Annotated in this window: 12 protein-coding genes and 1 pseudogene; 5 read left to right on the forward strand and 8 right to left on the reverse strand. The window is 65.6% G+C overall.

Going from position 1 to position 15,599, the window contains the following annotated elements; genetic code table 11:
• Positions 1-20: 20 nt before the first annotated feature.
• Together P0D89_RS06005 and msrB are read right to left on the reverse strand one after the other, a co-directional pair.
• A complete protein-coding gene (locus tag P0D89_RS06005) occupies positions 21-1,886 on the reverse strand; it encodes a cytochrome c biogenesis protein DipZ (protein WP_408355770.1) in 1,866 nt (621 codons plus the stop codon).
• 49 nt (positions 1,887-1,935) lie between these two features.
• On the reverse strand, positions 1,936-2,418 hold the full coding sequence (gene msrB, locus P0D89_RS06010; RefSeq protein ID WP_408355768.1) for a peptide-methionine (R)-S-oxide reductase MsrB: 483 nt from the start codon (positions 2,416-2,418) through the stop codon (positions 1,936-1,938).
• Between the two features lie 230 nt (positions 2,419-2,648).
• On the opposite strand from msrB, the gene P0D89_RS06015 reads away from it, so the two are divergent.
• A complete protein-coding gene (locus tag P0D89_RS06015; protein ID WP_408355766.1) occupies positions 2,649-3,398 on the forward strand; it encodes a response regulator transcription factor in 750 nt (249 codons plus the stop codon).
• Positions 3,395-4,888, forward strand: coding sequence for a sensor histidine kinase (locus tag P0D89_RS06020; RefSeq protein ID WP_408355764.1), 1,494 nt, complete (start codon positions 3,395-3,397; stop codon positions 4,886-4,888). The genes P0D89_RS06015 and P0D89_RS06020 overlap by 4 nt, the downstream gene beginning before the upstream one ends.
• 7 nt (positions 4,889-4,895) lie before the next feature.
• Here P0D89_RS06020 and P0D89_RS06025 read toward each other — a convergent pair.
• Together P0D89_RS06025 and P0D89_RS06030 are read right to left on the reverse strand one after the other, a co-directional pair.
• A pseudogene (locus P0D89_RS06025) lies at positions 4,896-6,356 on the reverse strand (NAD-dependent succinate-semialdehyde dehydrogenase).
• Positions 6,357-6,459: 103 nt separating this feature from the next.
• Complete coding sequence (locus P0D89_RS06030) at positions 6,460-7,743, reverse strand: 4-aminobutyrate--2-oxoglutarate transaminase (RefSeq protein WP_408355762.1); 1,284 nt, start codon at positions 7,741-7,743, stop codon at positions 6,460-6,462.
• Positions 7,744-7,865: 122 nt separating this feature from the next.
• On the opposite strand from P0D89_RS06030, the gene pdxR reads away from it, so the two are divergent.
• The gene (gene pdxR, locus P0D89_RS06035) at positions 7,866-9,410 is read left to right on the forward strand and encodes a MocR-like pyridoxine biosynthesis transcription factor PdxR (protein WP_408355760.1); all 1,545 of its coding nucleotides are present in this window, start codon (positions 7,866-7,868) and stop codon (positions 9,408-9,410) included.
• A 77-nt stretch (positions 9,411-9,487) separates the two neighbouring features.
• Here pdxR and P0D89_RS06040 read toward each other — a convergent pair whose 3' ends face one another.
• The 4 genes from P0D89_RS06040 to phnC all read right to left on the reverse strand — a co-directional run bounded on the left by P0D89_RS06040 (position 9,488) and on the right by phnC (position 13,382).
• Positions 9,488-10,324, reverse strand: a complete 837-nt coding sequence (locus P0D89_RS06040) for an EamA family transporter (RefSeq protein WP_408355758.1) — start codon at positions 10,322-10,324, stop codon at positions 9,488-9,490.
• A 276-nt stretch (positions 10,325-10,600) separates the two neighbouring features.
• Positions 10,601-11,464 (reverse strand): phosphonate ABC transporter, permease protein PhnE, encoded by an 864-nt coding sequence (gene phnE, locus P0D89_RS06045; RefSeq protein ID WP_408355756.1) that lies wholly within the window; start codon positions 11,462-11,464, stop codon positions 10,601-10,603.
• On the reverse strand, positions 11,461-12,438 hold the full coding sequence (gene phnD, locus P0D89_RS06050; RefSeq protein ID WP_408355754.1) for a phosphonate ABC transporter substrate-binding protein: 978 nt from the start codon (positions 12,436-12,438) through the stop codon (positions 11,461-11,463). Before phnD ends, phnE begins: the two co-directional genes overlap by 4 nt.
• 41 nt (positions 12,439-12,479) lie before the next feature.
• On the reverse strand, positions 12,480-13,382 hold the full coding sequence (gene phnC / locus P0D89_RS06055; RefSeq protein ID WP_408355752.1) for a phosphonate ABC transporter ATP-binding protein: 903 nt from the start codon (positions 13,380-13,382) through the stop codon (positions 12,480-12,482).
• Positions 13,383-13,671: 289 nt separating this feature from the next.
• Here phnC and P0D89_RS06060 point away from each other — a divergent pair, with 289 nt between their 5' ends.
• Positions 13,672-14,709: a M14 family zinc carboxypeptidase gene (locus P0D89_RS06060; protein WP_408355750.1), complete on the forward strand. Its 1,038-nt coding sequence runs from the start codon at positions 13,672-13,674 to the stop codon at positions 14,707-14,709.
• Entirely contained in the window at positions 14,706-15,530 is an 825-nt protein-coding gene (locus tag P0D89_RS06065; protein WP_408355748.1) for an alpha/beta fold hydrolase, read from the forward strand. Before P0D89_RS06060 ends, P0D89_RS06065 begins: the two co-directional genes overlap by 4 nt.
• The last annotated feature ends 69 nt before the right edge of the window (positions 15,531-15,599 follow it).

Raw genomic sequence — 15,599 nt, forward strand, 5'->3', positions numbered from 1 at the left:
TTGATGCCGTCCGGTTCAGATCAGCCGAACGTGAACGCATACGCCTGCACGCCCGGATCGAGAAACTCGATCGAGAACGTGTGGTCCGCCACATCGCCGCTTTGCCGCACGAGCTGGTAAAGGCGCTGTTCCGTCACCGTGCCGCTGCCGTCGGCGGCGCTGTCGGCGCCGTGTGCCGCGCCGGGCGCCGCGCCATCGACGCTCACGCGAAAGCGCACCGGCTTGCCGTCCTTGCCCGGGCCGAGCACCAGATGCAGATCGCGCGCATGAAAGCGATAGACGATGCGCCCGTTCGCCGCCGCAAGGCTCGCGTGCTCGGGACCGACCTTCCATGCGCCGGCCAATCCCCAATCGTTGACGCCGGGCTGCGACGGCGCCGTGTACGTGCGCACCTTGTCCTGCGCTTCGCCGCCGGGCGACGCGAAGTTCTCCGCGCGCTGATAGCCGATGTAGGTTTCCGGCGATTGCAGATCGGCGTTGTCGGCGGCTGCCTGCACGCCTTGCGCGTTCGTGCCCGCGATGCCGAGCGCGACCTTCGTCGCACTCGTATGCCCCGCTTCGGCGAGCAGTTGCTGGATCACCTTCTCCGATTCCGCGTAGTCGCCTTCGCCGAAATGGTGGTAGCGGATCTGGCCTTGCGCGTCGACGAAATAGTGCGCCGGCCAGTACTGGTTGTTCAGCGCACGCCAGATCGCGTAGTTGTTGTCGATTGCCACGGGGTAGTCGACGCCGAGGTCGCGGGTGGCCTTCTTCACGTTGTCGATATTGCGTTCGAACGCGAACTCCGGCGCGTGCACGCCGATCACGACGAGCCCCTGGTCCTTGTACTTCTGTGCCCACGCTTTGACATACGGCAGCGAACGCAGACAGTTGATGCACGAGTAAGTCCAGAAATCGACCAGCACGACCTTGCCGCGCAAGTCCTGAGTGGTCAGCGGCGGCGAATTCAGCCACTGAACCGCGCCGTTCAGCGACGGCAGCACGCCTTCGACGGGCAGCGGCGCAGCGTCGCCGGAAGCGGCGTGCGTCGCGCGCATCATCGAGCCGGATGCATCGCCGGAGGTCGCACTTGCATTGGCGTCAGCAGCCGCGATCGCCGGCGCGTTGCCGCTCATCATCGCGCGGTTGTTGTCTGCCGCGGCCTGCTTCGCAGGCGCTGCTGCGGGCGAAAACCGGTCCACCAGCTTCTGTTCGAGACCGCCAGTGGCGACCGTCGACACCTTTGCCAGCACGCCGGTGTCGAGACCCAGCGAGATCGCTATGACGCCGAGCAGCATCGCCGCGCCGATCCCACGGCGAATCCATTCACCCGCGCCGAGCGAACGCTTCATTGCCGTGAACACCCGGCCGCCGATCAACAACGCCACCGCGAGCGAAGTCGCGGCGCCGGCCGCATAGGCCGCGAGCAACAGCGTGGTGCCGACGCTCGCGCCGCGCAGCGCGGCACCGGTCAGCACCAGCCCGAGAATCGGGCCGGCACACGGCGCCCACAGCAGGCCGGTCGCGATGCCGAGCAGAAACGACGATCCCGCGCGAGCCTGCTGACCGTCGGCTTGCGCGAAGTTCGACAGCCGGTTGCCGGCGCTCACGAACGGGCGCATCAGATGATCGGCGAAACGCGGCAGCAGCAGCGTCAGGCCGAAGATGGCGAGCAACGCGATCGCGAGCCAGCGGCCATACTGGTTGGCCTGCGTGACCCAGCCGCCGCCGACCGCGGCCAGCGTCGCCACGAGAGCGAACGTCAGCGCCATGCCGGCGAGCAAGGGCAGGCCGCTGCGGACGAACGGTTGATCGGCGCGCGCGAAAACGAACGGCAGCACCGGCAGAATGCACGGGCTGAGGATCGTGAGGGCGCCGCCGAGATAGGCGAGAACGATGAGTAGCATGGCGATTCCAGACGTGGGTGTGTGGGTCGTTCAGCGGGAGTGGGCCGGCTCAGGCGGCAGCCGGGGTAAATATCAGAGCGACACCGTTCATGCAGTAGCGCAGGCCGGTCGGCGGCGGGCCGTCGTCGAACACGTGACCGAGGTGGCCGCCGCAGCGCCGGCAATGCACCTCCGTGCGCGAGACGCCGAACGAGCGGTCCTCGCGGGTCGCCACGGCGTGATCGAGCGGCGCCCAGAAACTCGGCCAGCCGGTATGGCTGTCGAATTTCGTGTGCGACGCGAACAGGTCGAGCCGGCATCCCGCACAGCCGGACACGCCCGCGCGATGCTCGTCATTCAGCGGACTGCTGTATGGCCGCTCGGTGCCTTCGTGGCGCAGTACGTCATACTGAGCCGGCGTCAGCGACTGGCGCCATTGCGCGTCCGTGCGGGTGACTTCGAAACTTTCGGATGGCGTGGCGGCCTGCGCCGCGGCGGCCAGCGCGGCGAGCGCCGCCGCGCCTGAAAAAAGGAAGCGCCTTCTGCATTGCATGATGAGCCCCTTGGCGAGTGTTCGTGCGTAGTTGCGCAAAGTGATGAAAAGTGGCCTCATCGTAGGGCGCCGCGGGTGTCGAAGTCCTCACAAAAAGTTAAATTAAATGTGATAACTCGCCGCCCGAAAATTTTGCACAATGACGCCACGGCTTGCGTCGGCTGAAGGGTCTTCCGCCAACGCGCCGAATCACGCTCCCTGCACGTTCCTTCAGGCACCCGAAGCCCTCCATGGACCAACCGAAGCGCATCCTGATCGTCGAAGACGACGTCGACATCGCCAACGTACTGAGCCTTCATCTGCGCGATGAACGCTATGAAGTCGTGCACAGCGCCGACGGCAACGAAGGGCTGCGCCTGCTTGAGCAAGGCGGCTGGGACGCGTTGATCCTCGATCTGATGCTGCCCGGCGTCGACGGGCTGGAAATCTGCCGGCGCGCGCGGGCGATGACGCGCTACACGCCGATCATCATCACCAGCGCGCGGTCGAGCGAAGTGCACCGGATTCTCGGCCTCGAACTCGGCGCCGACGACTATCTGGCCAAGCCGTTCTCGGTGCTCGAACTGGTGGCGCGCGTGAAGGCGCTGCTGCGGCGCGTCGAGGCGCTGGCGAAAGATTCGCGCATCGACGCAGGCAGCCTGCGGATCGCCGGACTGACGATCGACCCGCTGACACGCGAGGCTACCGTCGACGGCGCGCCGATCGAACTGACGCCGCGCGAATTCGACCTGCTGTATTTCTTCGCGCAGCATCCGGGGAAAGTGTTCTCGCGGATGGACCTGCTCAATGCCGTATGGGGCTATCAGCACGAGGGTTATGAGCACACCGTCAACACCCACATCAACCGGCTGCGCGCGAAGATCGAAGCCGATCCGGCCCAGCCCGAGCGCATCCTCACCGTCTGGGGGCGCGGCTACAAGCTGGCCGTGGCCGGTGGCGATGCGCCGGCCACGGGCGGCACTCACAAGGACGCGCCGTGAAGCTGACGCTCACCCAGCGGCTCTCGCTCGTTTTCTCCGCGCTGTTGCTCGCATGCTGCGGCGCGTCGGCGTGGCTGCAAATCCGTTCGAGCGATCTGCACGAAAAAGAAGTGGTGCAGAGCCTGTCGAAGGACCTCGCCGACCATATCGCGCACCGCACCACGCTGATGGACGCGAACGGCTTGCGGCCCGATGCGGTACGCCAACTTTTCGGGCAACTGATGATGGTGAATCCGAGCGTCGAGGTCTACCTGCTCGACAACCAGGGGCGCATCCAGGGTGACGACGCCCCGGCGGGTCACGTCAAGCGCGAACAGGTGGACCTCGCGCCGATCCGGCGCTTCATTGCGGGCGACCCGCTGCCGATCCTCGGCGACGACCCGCGCAGCGTCGACGGCAAAAAGGTGTTTAGCGCCGCGCCGTTGCGACTGAACGGCCAGCCGCCGTCCGGCTATATCTACGTGGTGCTGCTCGGCGAAGAGCACGACGCGCTCGCCGCGCGCGTGGCGGCCAGCTCGGTGCTGCGCACCACGTTGTGGTCAATGGCGCTGGTCGCGCTGCTGGGCTTGCTCGCGGGTTTGACGGCATTCGGGCTGATCACGCGGCCGCTGCGACGTCTCACCGACGCGATGCGCCGTTTCGACGCGGAAGGCGAGCCAGACACACAGCCCAGCGTGCCGCGCTCGGCGGCGGCCGGACAGCGCGACGAAATCGCCGTGCTCGAAGCGACGTTCGCGCAGATGGCGAAGCGCATCGGCGACCAGTGGCGCGCGCTGACGCGGCAGGACCAGCAACGGCGCGAGCTGATCGCCAACATTTCGCACGACCTGCGCACGCCGTTGACCTCGCTGCACGGCTATCTGGAGACGCTCTCGTTGAAGTCCGACACCATCGGCGAAACGGAGCGCGCCCGCTATCTCGCGATCGCGCTCGCGCAAAGCGTCAAGGTAGGGCGGCTCGCGCAGTCGCTATTCGAACTGGCGCGGCTCGAACACGGCAACGTGCAGCCGATGCTCGAACCGTTCTCGCTGGTCGATCTGGTGCAGGACGTCTTTCAGAAATTCGAGTTGCCGGCCGAGGCGCGGCACATCCGCTTGCGGGCGGGCATTCCGCCGCGCCTGCCGAACGTGTGCGCCGATCTGGGGATGATCGAGCGTGTGCTGACGAATCTGCTCGACAACGCGATTCGCCACACACCCGCTGAAGGCGCGATCGACGTGGACCTTGCGTATCAGGACGGCAAGGTAGCGGTGACGGTGAGCGATACCGGCCCCGGCATTCCCCCCGAACAACGCGCGGGTCTGTTCGAGCGCCCGTTCAACCCGAGCGGTCCGCATCGCGGCGGCGGACTCGGCTTGCTGATCGTGCAGCGCATGCTGCAATTGCATCACAGTCAGATACGTCTGGTCGATCGCGCGGGAGCGGGTACGACGTTCTGCTTCGAATTGCCGACGGCGGATCAGTCGAGCGCCGCCGGCCTGCGGCTGTGAGCGAAGGCTAGATGCCGCCCATACACAGGTACTTGATCACCACATAATCGTCGATGCCGTAATGCGAGCCTTCGCGGCCCAGGCCCGATTGCTTGACGCCGCCGAACGGCGCGACCTCGTTCGAGATGAGGCCCGTGTTGATGCCGACCATCCCGTATTCGAGCGCTTCGGCGACGCGCCACACGCGGCCGATATCGCGGCTGTAGAAGTACGACGCGAGGCCGAACTCGGTGTCGTTGGCGAGGCGGATCACTTCTTCGTCCGACGAGAAGCGCAAGAGCGCCGCGAGGGGGCCGAAGGTTTCGTCGCGCGAAACTTTCATGGCCGGCGTGACGCCGGCGAGCACGGTCGGCTCGAAGAAGCCGTGGCCGAGCGCATGACGCCGGCCGCCGGTGACGATGCGCGCGCCTTGCGCGAGCGCGTCTTCGATGTGCGACTCGACCTTGAGCACGGCGGCTTCGTTGATCAGCGGACCTTGCGTGACGCCGTCTTCGGTGCCGAGGCCCACCTTCAGCTGCTCGACGGCGACACGCAGTTTTTCGGAGAACGCGTCGTAGACTTTATCGTGCACATAGAAGCGGTTCGTGCACACGCAGGTCTGCCCGCTGTTGCGATACTTCGATGCGATCGCGCCGGCTACCGCGGCATCCAGATCGGCGTCGTCGAACACGATGAACGGCGCGTTGCCCCCCAGTTCGAGCGAGACCTTCTTGACCGTCGGCGCGCACTGCGCCATCAGCAGACGGCCGACCGGCGTCGAGCCGGTGAACGACAGCTTGCGCACGACCGGATTGCCGGTCAGCTCCGCGCCGATCGCTTTCGGCTCGCCGGTCACCACGTTGAACACGCCGCGCGGCACGCCCGCGCGTTCGGCCAGCACGGCGAGCGCGAGTGCGGAAAGCGGCGTGGCCTAAGCCGGTTTGACGATGATCGGACAGCCCGCCGCGAGCGCGGGGCCGACCTTGCGGGTGATCATCGCAGCGGGGAAGTTCCACGGCGTGATGGCCGCGCAGACGCCGACCGGTTCCTTCGTCACGACAATGCGCTTGTCGCTGGCGGGCGTGGGAATGGTGTCGCCGTTCACGCGTTTGCCTTCTTCCGCGAACCATTCGAGGAACGATGCGGCGTACTGGATCTCGCCTTTGGCTTCGGCGAGGGGCTTGCCTTGCTCGGTGGTCAAGATCAGCGCGAGATCGTCGGCGTTGTCCAGCATCAGGTCGTGCCACTTGCGCAGGATCGTCGCGCGCTGTTTGGCGGTGAGGGCTCGCCAGGCGGGCCATGCGGCGTTGGCGGCGTCGATCGCGCGACGGGTTTCCGCCGTGCCCATCAGCGGCACCGTCGCGATGCTTGCGCCGGTGGCCGGGTTGGTGACTTCGAACGTCGCGCCGTGGTCGGCGCGTTGCCATTCGCCCGCGATGTACGCGCGTGTTTTCAGAAGAGTCGGGTCTTTCAGGGTCAATGAGGTCATCTGGGTTTTGCCGTGAGGTCGTCGAATCCGGTCATGCGGTCATGCATTGCCGCGCGCACCGCAAGCGTTCAGGCATGCGACGCGCGGGGCGAAGGCGAAGACCTTAAACCGACACCGCGACGCTTTCCTTCAACACGTCTTCGAGAATCGCCATCGCTTCGTCGAATACGGTGTCCTGAATCGTCAGCGGGAACAGGAAGCGCACCACGTTCGAATAGACGCCGCACACCAGCAACAGCAAGCCGCGTTCGAGCGCGCGCGCCTGCACGCGCTTCGTGAATTCCGCGTCCGGCTCCGTGCCGCCCGGTTTGCAGAACTCGACCGCCACCATTCCGCCCGGCCCGCGCACGTCCGCGATCTGCGGCACGTCGCGTTGCAGCGCGGACAGCTTCGCCTTGACGCGATCGCCGAGCACGGTGGCGCGCTCGCAAAGCCCTTCTTCATCGATGATGTCGAGCACCGCATGCGCGGCGGCGAGCGCCAGCGGATTGCCGGCGTAAGTGCCGCCGAGGCCGCCCGGCGCGGCGGCGTCCATGACATCGGCGCGGCCGACTACGCCCGACAGCGGCATGCCGCCCGCGAGACTCTTGGCCATCGTCATCAGGTCTGGCACCACGTCGTAGTGATGCATCGCGAACAGCTTGCCGGTGCGCGCGAAACCCGTCTGCACTTCATCGGCGATCAGCAGGATGCCGTGCTCGTTGCACAGTTTGCGCAACCCGCGCACGAACTCGGCCGGCGCCGGATAAAAGCCGCCTTCGCCTTGCACTGGTTCGAAAATGATCGCGGCCACGCGCTTCGGATCGATGTCGGCCTTGAACAGGAATTCGATCGCCTGCAGCGAATCGGCGGTGCTCACGCCGTGCAGCGGATTCGGGAACGGCGCATGGAACACGTCCGACGGGAACGGGCCGAAGCCAGTCTTGTACGGCGCGACCTTGCCGGTCAGCGCCATGCCCATCAGCGTGCGGCCGTGGAATGCGCCGGTGAACGCGATCACGCCCGGCCGGCCGGTGGCGGCGCGCGCGATCTTGATCGCGTTTTCGACGGCTTCGGCGCCGGTCGTGAAGAAGGCGGTCTTCTTCGGATAGTCGCCCGGCGCGCGCTGGTTGATCTTCTCGGCCAGCTCGACATACGACGCGTACGGCACGATCTGATACGCGGTGTGGGTGAAATGATCGAGCTGGTCGCGAATCGCGGCCACGATCTTCGGATGGCGATGCCCCGTGTTGCACACCGCGATACCCGCGGCGAAGTCGATGAAGCGGCGGCCTTCGATGTCCCACAGTTCCGCGTTCTCGGCGCGTTCTGCGTAGAAATCGCACATCACCCCGACCCCGCGCGGCGTGGCGGCGTCCTTGCGGCTCTTCAGTTCGGCATTTTTCATCGATATCCCCTCGCTCCCGGTTTCTGACGGACGCCGCGCCCACGGCGCGGCACACCCATTGACTATAATGAGATTTGGCTCTTAATTTCAGAGCCATTCCGGTAAAAATGTAGGGGCCAATCATGCGAACGAGCGTGTTGTCCGACTGGCTGGCGCAGCGCCTCGACCGGGGCAACGGCCAGCCGATCTATCGCCAGCTGCATCGGCTGTTGCAGCAGGCGATCCTGTCGCGGGAATTGCCCGCGGGCAGCAAGGTGCCGTCGTCGCGCCTGCTCGCGCAGGAGCTGGGGATCGGGCGCAATACCGTCACGCAGGTGTACGAGCAGCTGGTGCTCGAAGGCTATGTGAGTTCGGCGACCGGGCGCGGCACGTTCGTCGCCGACAGCGCGCCTGACGAGATCGTCGGCGCGCCGGACGCCGATCCACCCGATGCGGCGCGCCTGCCGAACGCGGTGGCAGCGCAAGCGGCGGCGTCGTCATCGCCGTTGCCGCAGCAGGCGGCGCGCGCGCTCTCCACGCGCGGCGCGCGGCTGATCGCCGGTGCGGGCGTGTCGAAGCGTCAATGGGGCGCGTTCATGCCGGGCGTGCCGGACGTCACGAAGTTTCCGGCGCGCGTGTGGAGCCGCCTGCACAACAAATACTGGCGGCGGCTGCGCCCGGACCTGCTCACGTATGCGCCGGGCGGCGGACTCGCCGCGCTGCGCCACGCGTTGGCCGACTACCTGCGCACCTCGCGCTCGGTGCGCTGCACGCCTGAGCAGATCATCGTCACGACCGGGATTCACCAATCGGTCGACCTTGCCGTGCGTCTGCTGTCCGATCCGGGCGATGTGATCTGGACCGAAGACCCCTGTTATTGGGGCGTGCGCAGCGTGCTGCACGTGTCGGGCCTGCAATCGCGGCCGATTGCCGTCGACGCCGAAGGCATCAATCCTTCGCCCGACGATCTCGCGCAGCCGCCCAAGCTGATGCTCGTCACGCCGTCGCATCAGTATCCGCTCGGCATGGTGATGAGCCTCGCGCGGCGCCGCATGTTGCTCGAGTACGCGCGTCAGCACCAGTGCTGGATCATCGAGGACGACTACGACAGCGAGTTCCGCTACGGCAGCCGGCCGCTGGCGTCGCTGCAAGGGCTGGATACGTCGGGCCAGGTGATCTACGTGGGCAGCTTCGGCAAGACGCTGTTTCCGGGGTTGCGCATCGGCTATCTGGTCGTGCCGGAAGCGCTGGCGGAGAGCTTCGCCACCGCGAGCGCCGAGTTGTATCGTGAAGGACAACTGCTGCAACAGGCGATGCTCGCCGAGTTCATCGCCGAGGGGCACTTCACGTCGCATATCCGCAAAATGCGCACGCTTTATGGGCAGCGTCGGCAGACCTTGCTGGACGCCGCGTCGCAACGCTACGGCGATGCGCTGCCCGCCGTGGGCGGAGACGCCGGCCTGCATCTGGTGATGCAGTTGCCCGAAGGCAGCGACGACCGTCTGGTGGCGGCCGCCGCGCTGGAGCGCAATATCATCGTGCGGCCGTTGTCGGGGTACTACGCGCAGCCGTCGCTGGCGCCATCGGGCTTGCTGATCGGCTACGCGTGCGTGCCGGACGAGGAGATCGCGCCGGCATTCGATACGCTCGCCAACGCGATCGACGCGACATTGCCGCAGTTTGCGTGAGCGCGGGGCGGGGTGGCCTCGTCGAGCGGCTTCGCCGTGCCCCTGAATTCCCCGTGTCAGAACGGCGCCGCGACGCGCTATATCCGGATCAGCACAGCGCCCAGCGTCACGAGTGCGCACGCCGCGATGCGACGCGGTGTGAGCTTCTCGCGCATGAACAGCCAGCCGATCAGCACCGCGAAGATCGAACTCAGTTCGCGCAGCGCCGAGACCATCGCGATCGGCAGATACCGGTAAGCCTCGATGATCAGGCAGTACGCGCCGAGCGCGAGCACGCCCGACGCGATGCCCTTGCACACCACCGTGCGCCCGATGAACAGCCCCTTCGCGCCGCCGCGCCAATGCCAGGCGAGCAGAAACTGCGGGATGTTCCAGATCAGATAGACCCACATGATGTAGCTCAGGCCATTGCCCCCCACGCGCGCGCCGATCCCGTCGACCACCGAATACGCGGCGATGAAGAGGCCGGTCAATAGCGCGAACGGGACGCTCTCGCCGGAAAAGCGCATGCCGCGCCGAAACGCGAGCGACACGATGCCGAGCGACACCAGCGCGACGCCGAACGCCGCCAGCGGCTTGAGCGCTTCGCCCGCGAACACCAGCGCGCCGACGAACACGAGGATCGGCGAGAGGCCGCGGGCAATCGGATAGATCTGACCGAAGTCGCCGCTTTTATATGCGCGGATCAGCGCGAGCAGGTAGCCGAACTCCAGCACCACCGACGCGAAAATGTACGGCCAGGCCGCAGGCGCGGGCATGGGCAGCACGAGCACGCCGACCGCGCTGACGGCGATATACGGCATTGCCATCATGCCGAGCAGCCAGACGCGGTCTTCGGACAGGTGCAGAAACGCGTTCCAGGTGGCGTGAAGCAGTGCCGAAAGCAGCACCAGCAGGACGACAAAGGGTTCCATCGACTACCAGGGAGAGGAGGGGAAAAGCCGGGGGGAGCGGCCGCAAGCCCGTGATTATTCCAGCCGAACGCCGGAATGGAGGAGTGGACGACTAAAGCGAAGGGGCTTTATGTGGAGAAAGGCGGCAATTTATGGCGACGGTGAAGTTGAGGCGATGGGGGTGGTTGGCGGGTTGACGTGTCGTTGCAGCGCGATTTCAAATGACGGCGGTGGCGAAGCAGCGCTGTGCTTCGCCACCGCCACCAACCTTGCCGGTAACGTCGGCGCGCCCCAGGCTCAGGTAACGCGCTGGCGCAACCACGCGGACGCCAGGTCGATCACCGTCACGACCACCACCACCATGATCAGGACCGCCGCGGTCTGCGCGTAGTTGAACGAGCGGATCGCCTCGTACAGCACCACGCCGATCCCGCCTGCGCCGACCATGCCCACCACCATCGCCGAGCGCACGTTCGATTCGAAGCGGTACAGCGCGTATGAGATCCACAGCGGCAGCACCTGCGGCAGCACTGCGTAGATGATCTCGTCAAGGCTGGTCGCGCCAGTCGCGCGCACGCCTTCGGCCGGACGCGGATCGATGGCCTCGACCGCTTCGGCGAAGAGCTTGGCAAGCACCCCGGTGGTATGCACCCACAGCGCCAGCACGCCGGCGAACGGACCGAGCCCGACCGCGACGATGAACAGCATCGCGAAGACCATTTCGTTGATCGCGCGGCAGGCGTCCATCACGCGGCGCATCGGCTGGACGATCCACATCGGCGCCATGTTGTGTGCCGACATCAGTCCGCACGGCACCGCGCAAACCAGCGACAGCGCCGTGCCCCACACCGCCACCGACAGCGTCACCGCCATCTCGTGCAGATAGCTGCGCCACTCGCTGAAGTCAGGCGGGAAGAAGTCTTTCGCGAACTGACCCATGTTGCCGGAGTCGCTCAGCAGATCCAGCGGACGCATGTCGGCGCCATGCCATGCGCCGCCCAGCACCGCCAGCACCGCGACCCAGCCGAGCAGCGACCACCAGCTGCGTTTGCCCGCCGCGGCCCCGGGTTGGCCTGCCACCGGCGCTGAGCGAGGGCCCGCCTGGTTGGCGGCCGCTTCGCTCGCGCGCTCGGGCGACGCGATCAGATCGGCGCTATTCATTGCTTCGCTTGCGCGGCGCTGAGCGCGCTCAGCTTCGCGTCGAGCGCGGCCAGCTGGGTTTTGCGGTCGTCGACGGAAAGATGCGCGTCGCTCTCGATCTTCTGCTTCTGCTGGAACAGCGCGACCTGGCGAATCGGCAGCAACTGCGCATCCGACGATGCGGTGAAGCCGGAGTAGCCCGAGATCGCCGCCATCACAGCCTTTTCATGCGGATCGGTCTTTGCGTAGTTCAGGAAGAAATTGCGCAGCTTGTCCTTGGTCGCTTGCGGCAGATCCTTGCGCCACACCAGCGGGTCTGACGCAATCAGCGGCGAGGTCCACAGCACGCGCACTTGCGCGAACTTGTCCGGATGCTGCCTCTCCAGTGTGCCGAGCGCTATGGTGTTGTTGGTTGCGATGTCGATCTTGTTGTTCACGACGGCCAGCAGATTCGCTTCGTGACTCGACGGCAGCACGGTCTTGAACGACGTGTTGACCGGCGTATTGTGCTTCGCGAACAGGTAGTAGCCGGGAATCAGCGTGCCCGACGTGGAGTTCGGGTCGCCGTAGCCGAGCGTCACATCCTTGGTGTTCTTGAACACGTCGTCGAGCGTCTTGAAGCGGCTGTTCACGTTGGTGATCAGCACCGAGTAGTAACCGGCGTCGCCGTTCGCGTTCTGGATTTTCGCAAATACTTCGCCATCCGAACGATCTACCGCTTCGACCGCCGAAGCATTGCCGAAATAACCGACCTGCACCTTGTTGAAGCGCATTCCTTCGATAATGCCCGCGTAGTCGGTCGCGAAGAACGCCTTGACGTTCAGGCCGGTCTGTTTGTTCATGTCCTGGATCAGAGGTTCCCAGCGCTGTTTCAGCACCGACGACGAATCGGTCGAAATGATGCCGAGGTTGATGTCCTCGGCATAGGCGGTGGCGGCGCAGGCGAAGGCGGCTGCACCGACGGTCAGCGTGATCAGTGAACGCAGGAAGTTCATCGGTTGAGATCCGGGTGAGTGGGCGGAGTGGGGCGGTGCGCTCAGTTCGAGTGCGCCGGTTTGAGGGCGAATGCGTAGCGTGTGGCGGCGGACGTGACTTCGTTTTGCGTCGGCGCGCTGGCGGTAGTGTGATGCGCTGCGTCAGTGGGTTCCGTGCGCGATGACGCGGCTTCGTCGAGCAGTTCTCGGGCGTCGTCGCCGTAGAGCTTTTTCAACAACTCCGGCGTGAGCGCGGCGGACGGGCCGTCATAGACCACCTTGCCGCGACGCAGCGCAATCGTGCGCGGGCAATATTGCAACGCGATGTCCACCTGATGCAGCGACACCAGTACGGTGAGCTGATGTTCGACGTTCAGCGCGCGCAGCATGTCCATCACGCGGCGTGACGATTCGGGATCGAGCGACGCAATCGGCTCGTCGGCGAGCACGATGCGCGCGCGCTGCACCAGCGTCCGCGCCAGCGCCGCGCGTTGCTGCTGGCCGCCAGAGAGATTGGCGGCGCGTTCACGCGCATGGTCGCCGATGCCGACTTCGTCGAGCGCGGCGAGCGACAACGCGCGCTCGGCGCCCGGAAAGCGGCCGGTCAGACGGCGCCACCAGGGCAGCCGCGCGAGCGCGCCGATCAGCACGTTGGTTTCGACGGAGAGCCGGTTCACCAGATTGAATTGCTGGAACACGAAGCCGATGTCGCGGCGAATGTTGCGCACTTCCCTGACAATGCGGCCGTTCTGCTGGATCGGCCGCCCGAGAATGGCGATCTGCGACGGCTGCGGGTCGGACGCCGTGAAGCCCGCGATGTGCCGAAGCAACGTCGACTTGCCCGAACCTGATGCGCCGATCAGCGCGACCATTTCACCGGGCTCGACGCGTAGATCAATCTCGTCGAGCGCTTTGCGGCCGTTGCCGAACGTCTTGCTCAGCCGTTCGATGCGAATTGCTTCCATAAGGACCCCTTGATGCATCCGGGCGCTGCCGGCATGTGTGGGCACATTCTAGGAAGCGTCTGTGACGGTTGAGTGAAAGCATTTCGACATCTAGACGACTATATCTTTACGTGTCTTTTTTGCGTCGTTATGAAGGCAAATTCAAGTCACTGATTCGACTGGATCATGACATCCGGATGACAGGGTTCGCGGCCCTGCATGCCGCTCACTCATGAGGGTGCGCGGCCAGGCTATATTGCGTCATCCATGTGCCGTCCCCAATAACCCAGCCATTCCTTGCGACGTCGCCATGCAGCCTTTTTTGAGCTTCCTTCCCGACAGTTTCGCGGAGTACGAAGACCTCATGTCGATCCTCGACTACGGCAGCGCGAGCTTCGAAATCCGCACGGTGTGCGAGACTGCGGTGCGCGGTCGGAAGTTTGCCGTTCACACCGCGAGCATCGGTTCGACCGATCCGCTCGCGCCGGCAATCGGTTTTTTCGGCGGCATTCATGGGCTCGAGCGGATCGGCTCGCAACTCGTGCTCGACTACATGCGCGCGCTGCTGGCTCGGCTCGAATGGGACGAACTGCTGGTGCGCCAATTGCAGTCGATTCGTCTGATCTTCATGCCGATCGTCAATCCGGGCGGTATGTGGGCGTCCACGCGCGCGAATCCGAACGGCGTCGATCTGATGCGCAATGCGCCACAGAACGCGGACGAACGCGTGCCGCTGCTCGCCGGCGGTCAGCGTCTGGGCGCATGGCTGCCGTGGTATCGCGGTCGCGAAGGCGCGCCGATGGAGCCGGAGGCCGCCGCGCTGTTGCAGGTGGTCGAAACCCAACTGGTCACACGGCCGTTGAGCATCGCGCTAGATTGCCACTCGGGTTACGGCTGGAGCGACAGCATCTGGTTTCCCTACGCGCGAACCCGCAAGCTGATGCCGCATTTGCCGGAGATGTATGTGCTGAAAACGATGTTCGAACGCGCGCATCCGCATCATGGCTACGCGTTCGAACCGCAGAGCCACCAGTATCTGCTGCATGGCGATCTGTGGGACTACGCATACGACCGCGCGCCGGCACCGCACATCTTCTTGCCGATGACGCTCGAACTCGGCTCGTGGCTATGGATCAAGAAGAACCCGCGGCAGTTGTTTTCGCGTCAGGGGATGTTCAATCCCGTGAAGGCGCATCGTACCGAGCGCGTGTTGCGGCGTCATGCGAACCTGCTCGACTTCCTGGCGCGCGCGGCGTTTTCAGCGCAGCGCTGGTTGCCGCAAGGCGGCCGTCGCGAGCAACTGCTGCAAAGCGCAATCGACCACTGGCATAAAGCGGAAATTGCATGAGCACGTGGATACTGCTGCGCGGACTCACGCGCGAAACGCGTCACTGGGGCGGTTTGCCCGACGCGCTGCGCGCCGCGCCTGGCTTTAACCACCTGCTGCTGATCGATCTGCCGGGCAACGGCGAGTTCGCGCATCTGCGTGCGCCGAACGCAGTCGGCGACATGGTCGATTTCATACGGCATGCCGCTTTGCAAACCGGCGAGCCCGGTCCGTATTCGGTGCTGGCGATGTCGCTCGGCGGCATGGTGGCGACGGCCTGGGCGCAACGCCACCCTGCCGAAATCGAGCGGCTTGTGCTCATCAATACCAGCATGCGGCCGTTCAGCCGCATGCACGAGCGGCTGCGGCCGTCGGCATGGCCGGGCTTGCTGGGCGTCGCCGCCCACTGGAGCGACGCGCCACGCGCCGAGCGCGGCATTCATCGGCTGACGTGCAATCGCGCCGACACGCTGGACGCGGATCTCGACGCGTGGAGCGAGATTCGCCGCAGCGCGCCGGTGAGCCGCGCCAATGCGCTGCGGCAACTGTGGGCCGCCGCGCGCTTTACTGCCGCTTTTGCTGCGCCGCGTTGTCCGCTGCTGATTCTGTCGTCGCGCGCCGACCGGCTGGTCGACCCGGTGTGTTCGGCGAAGCTCGCGGCGGCATGGGGCGCGCCGCAGCGCGAGCATCCGTGGGCGGGCCACGACCTGCCGCACGACGATCCTGCATGGACCGCCGAACAGGTCCGCGCATGGCTCGATCAACAGCAAAAGCCCGCGCAAACGCAAACCCGGGCGCAGCGGCAAGCGCCCGCGCAGCCCGCGCCGAAGCCTACGCTTTAAACAGCCTGTCGTGCGACCGCAGCATGACAATCGTCAGCGGGTATAACCTGGCAGCGCTCGTCGATCGGT

This window comes from Paraburkholderia sp. RL18-085-BIA-A (assembly GCF_046027075.1).
In the GTDB taxonomy this organism is placed as follows: Bacteria; Pseudomonadota; Gammaproteobacteria; order Burkholderiales; family Burkholderiaceae; genus Paraburkholderia.

Coding starts and splice junctions, on each gene's coding strand:
- P0D89_RS06005 (WP_408355770.1), bottom strand. CDS start 1,886: ATGCTACTCATCGTTCTCGCCTATCTCGGCGGCGCCCTCACGATCCTC.
- msrB (WP_408355768.1), bottom strand. CDS start 2,418: ATGCAATGCAGAAGGCGCTTCCTTTTTTCAGGCGCGGCGGCGCTCGCC.
- P0D89_RS06015 (WP_408355766.1), top strand. CDS start 2,649: ATGGACCAACCGAAGCGCATCCTGATCGTCGAAGACGACGTCGACATC.
- P0D89_RS06030 (WP_408355762.1), bottom strand. CDS start 7,743: ATGAAAAATGCCGAACTGAAGAGCCGCAAGGACGCCGCCACGCCGCGC.
- pdxR (WP_408355760.1), top strand. CDS start 7,866: ATGCGAACGAGCGTGTTGTCCGACTGGCTGGCGCAGCGCCTCGACCGG.
- P0D89_RS06040 (WP_408355758.1), bottom strand. CDS start 10,324: ATGGAACCCTTTGTCGTCCTGCTGGTGCTGCTTTCGGCACTGCTTCAC.
- phnE (WP_408355756.1), bottom strand. CDS start 11,464: ATGAATAGCGCCGATCTGATCGCGTCGCCCGAGCGCGCGAGCGAAGCG.
- phnD (WP_408355754.1), bottom strand. CDS start 12,438: ATGAACTTCCTGCGTTCACTGATCACGCTGACCGTCGGTGCAGCCGCC.
- phnC (WP_408355752.1), bottom strand. CDS start 13,382: ATGGAAGCAATTCGCATCGAACGGCTGAGCAAGACGTTCGGCAACGGC.
- P0D89_RS06060 (WP_408355750.1), top strand. CDS start 13,672: ATGCAGCCTTTTTTGAGCTTCCTTCCCGACAGTTTCGCGGAGTACGAA.
- P0D89_RS06065 (WP_408355748.1), top strand. CDS start 14,706: ATGAGCACGTGGATACTGCTGCGCGGACTCACGCGCGAAACGCGTCAC.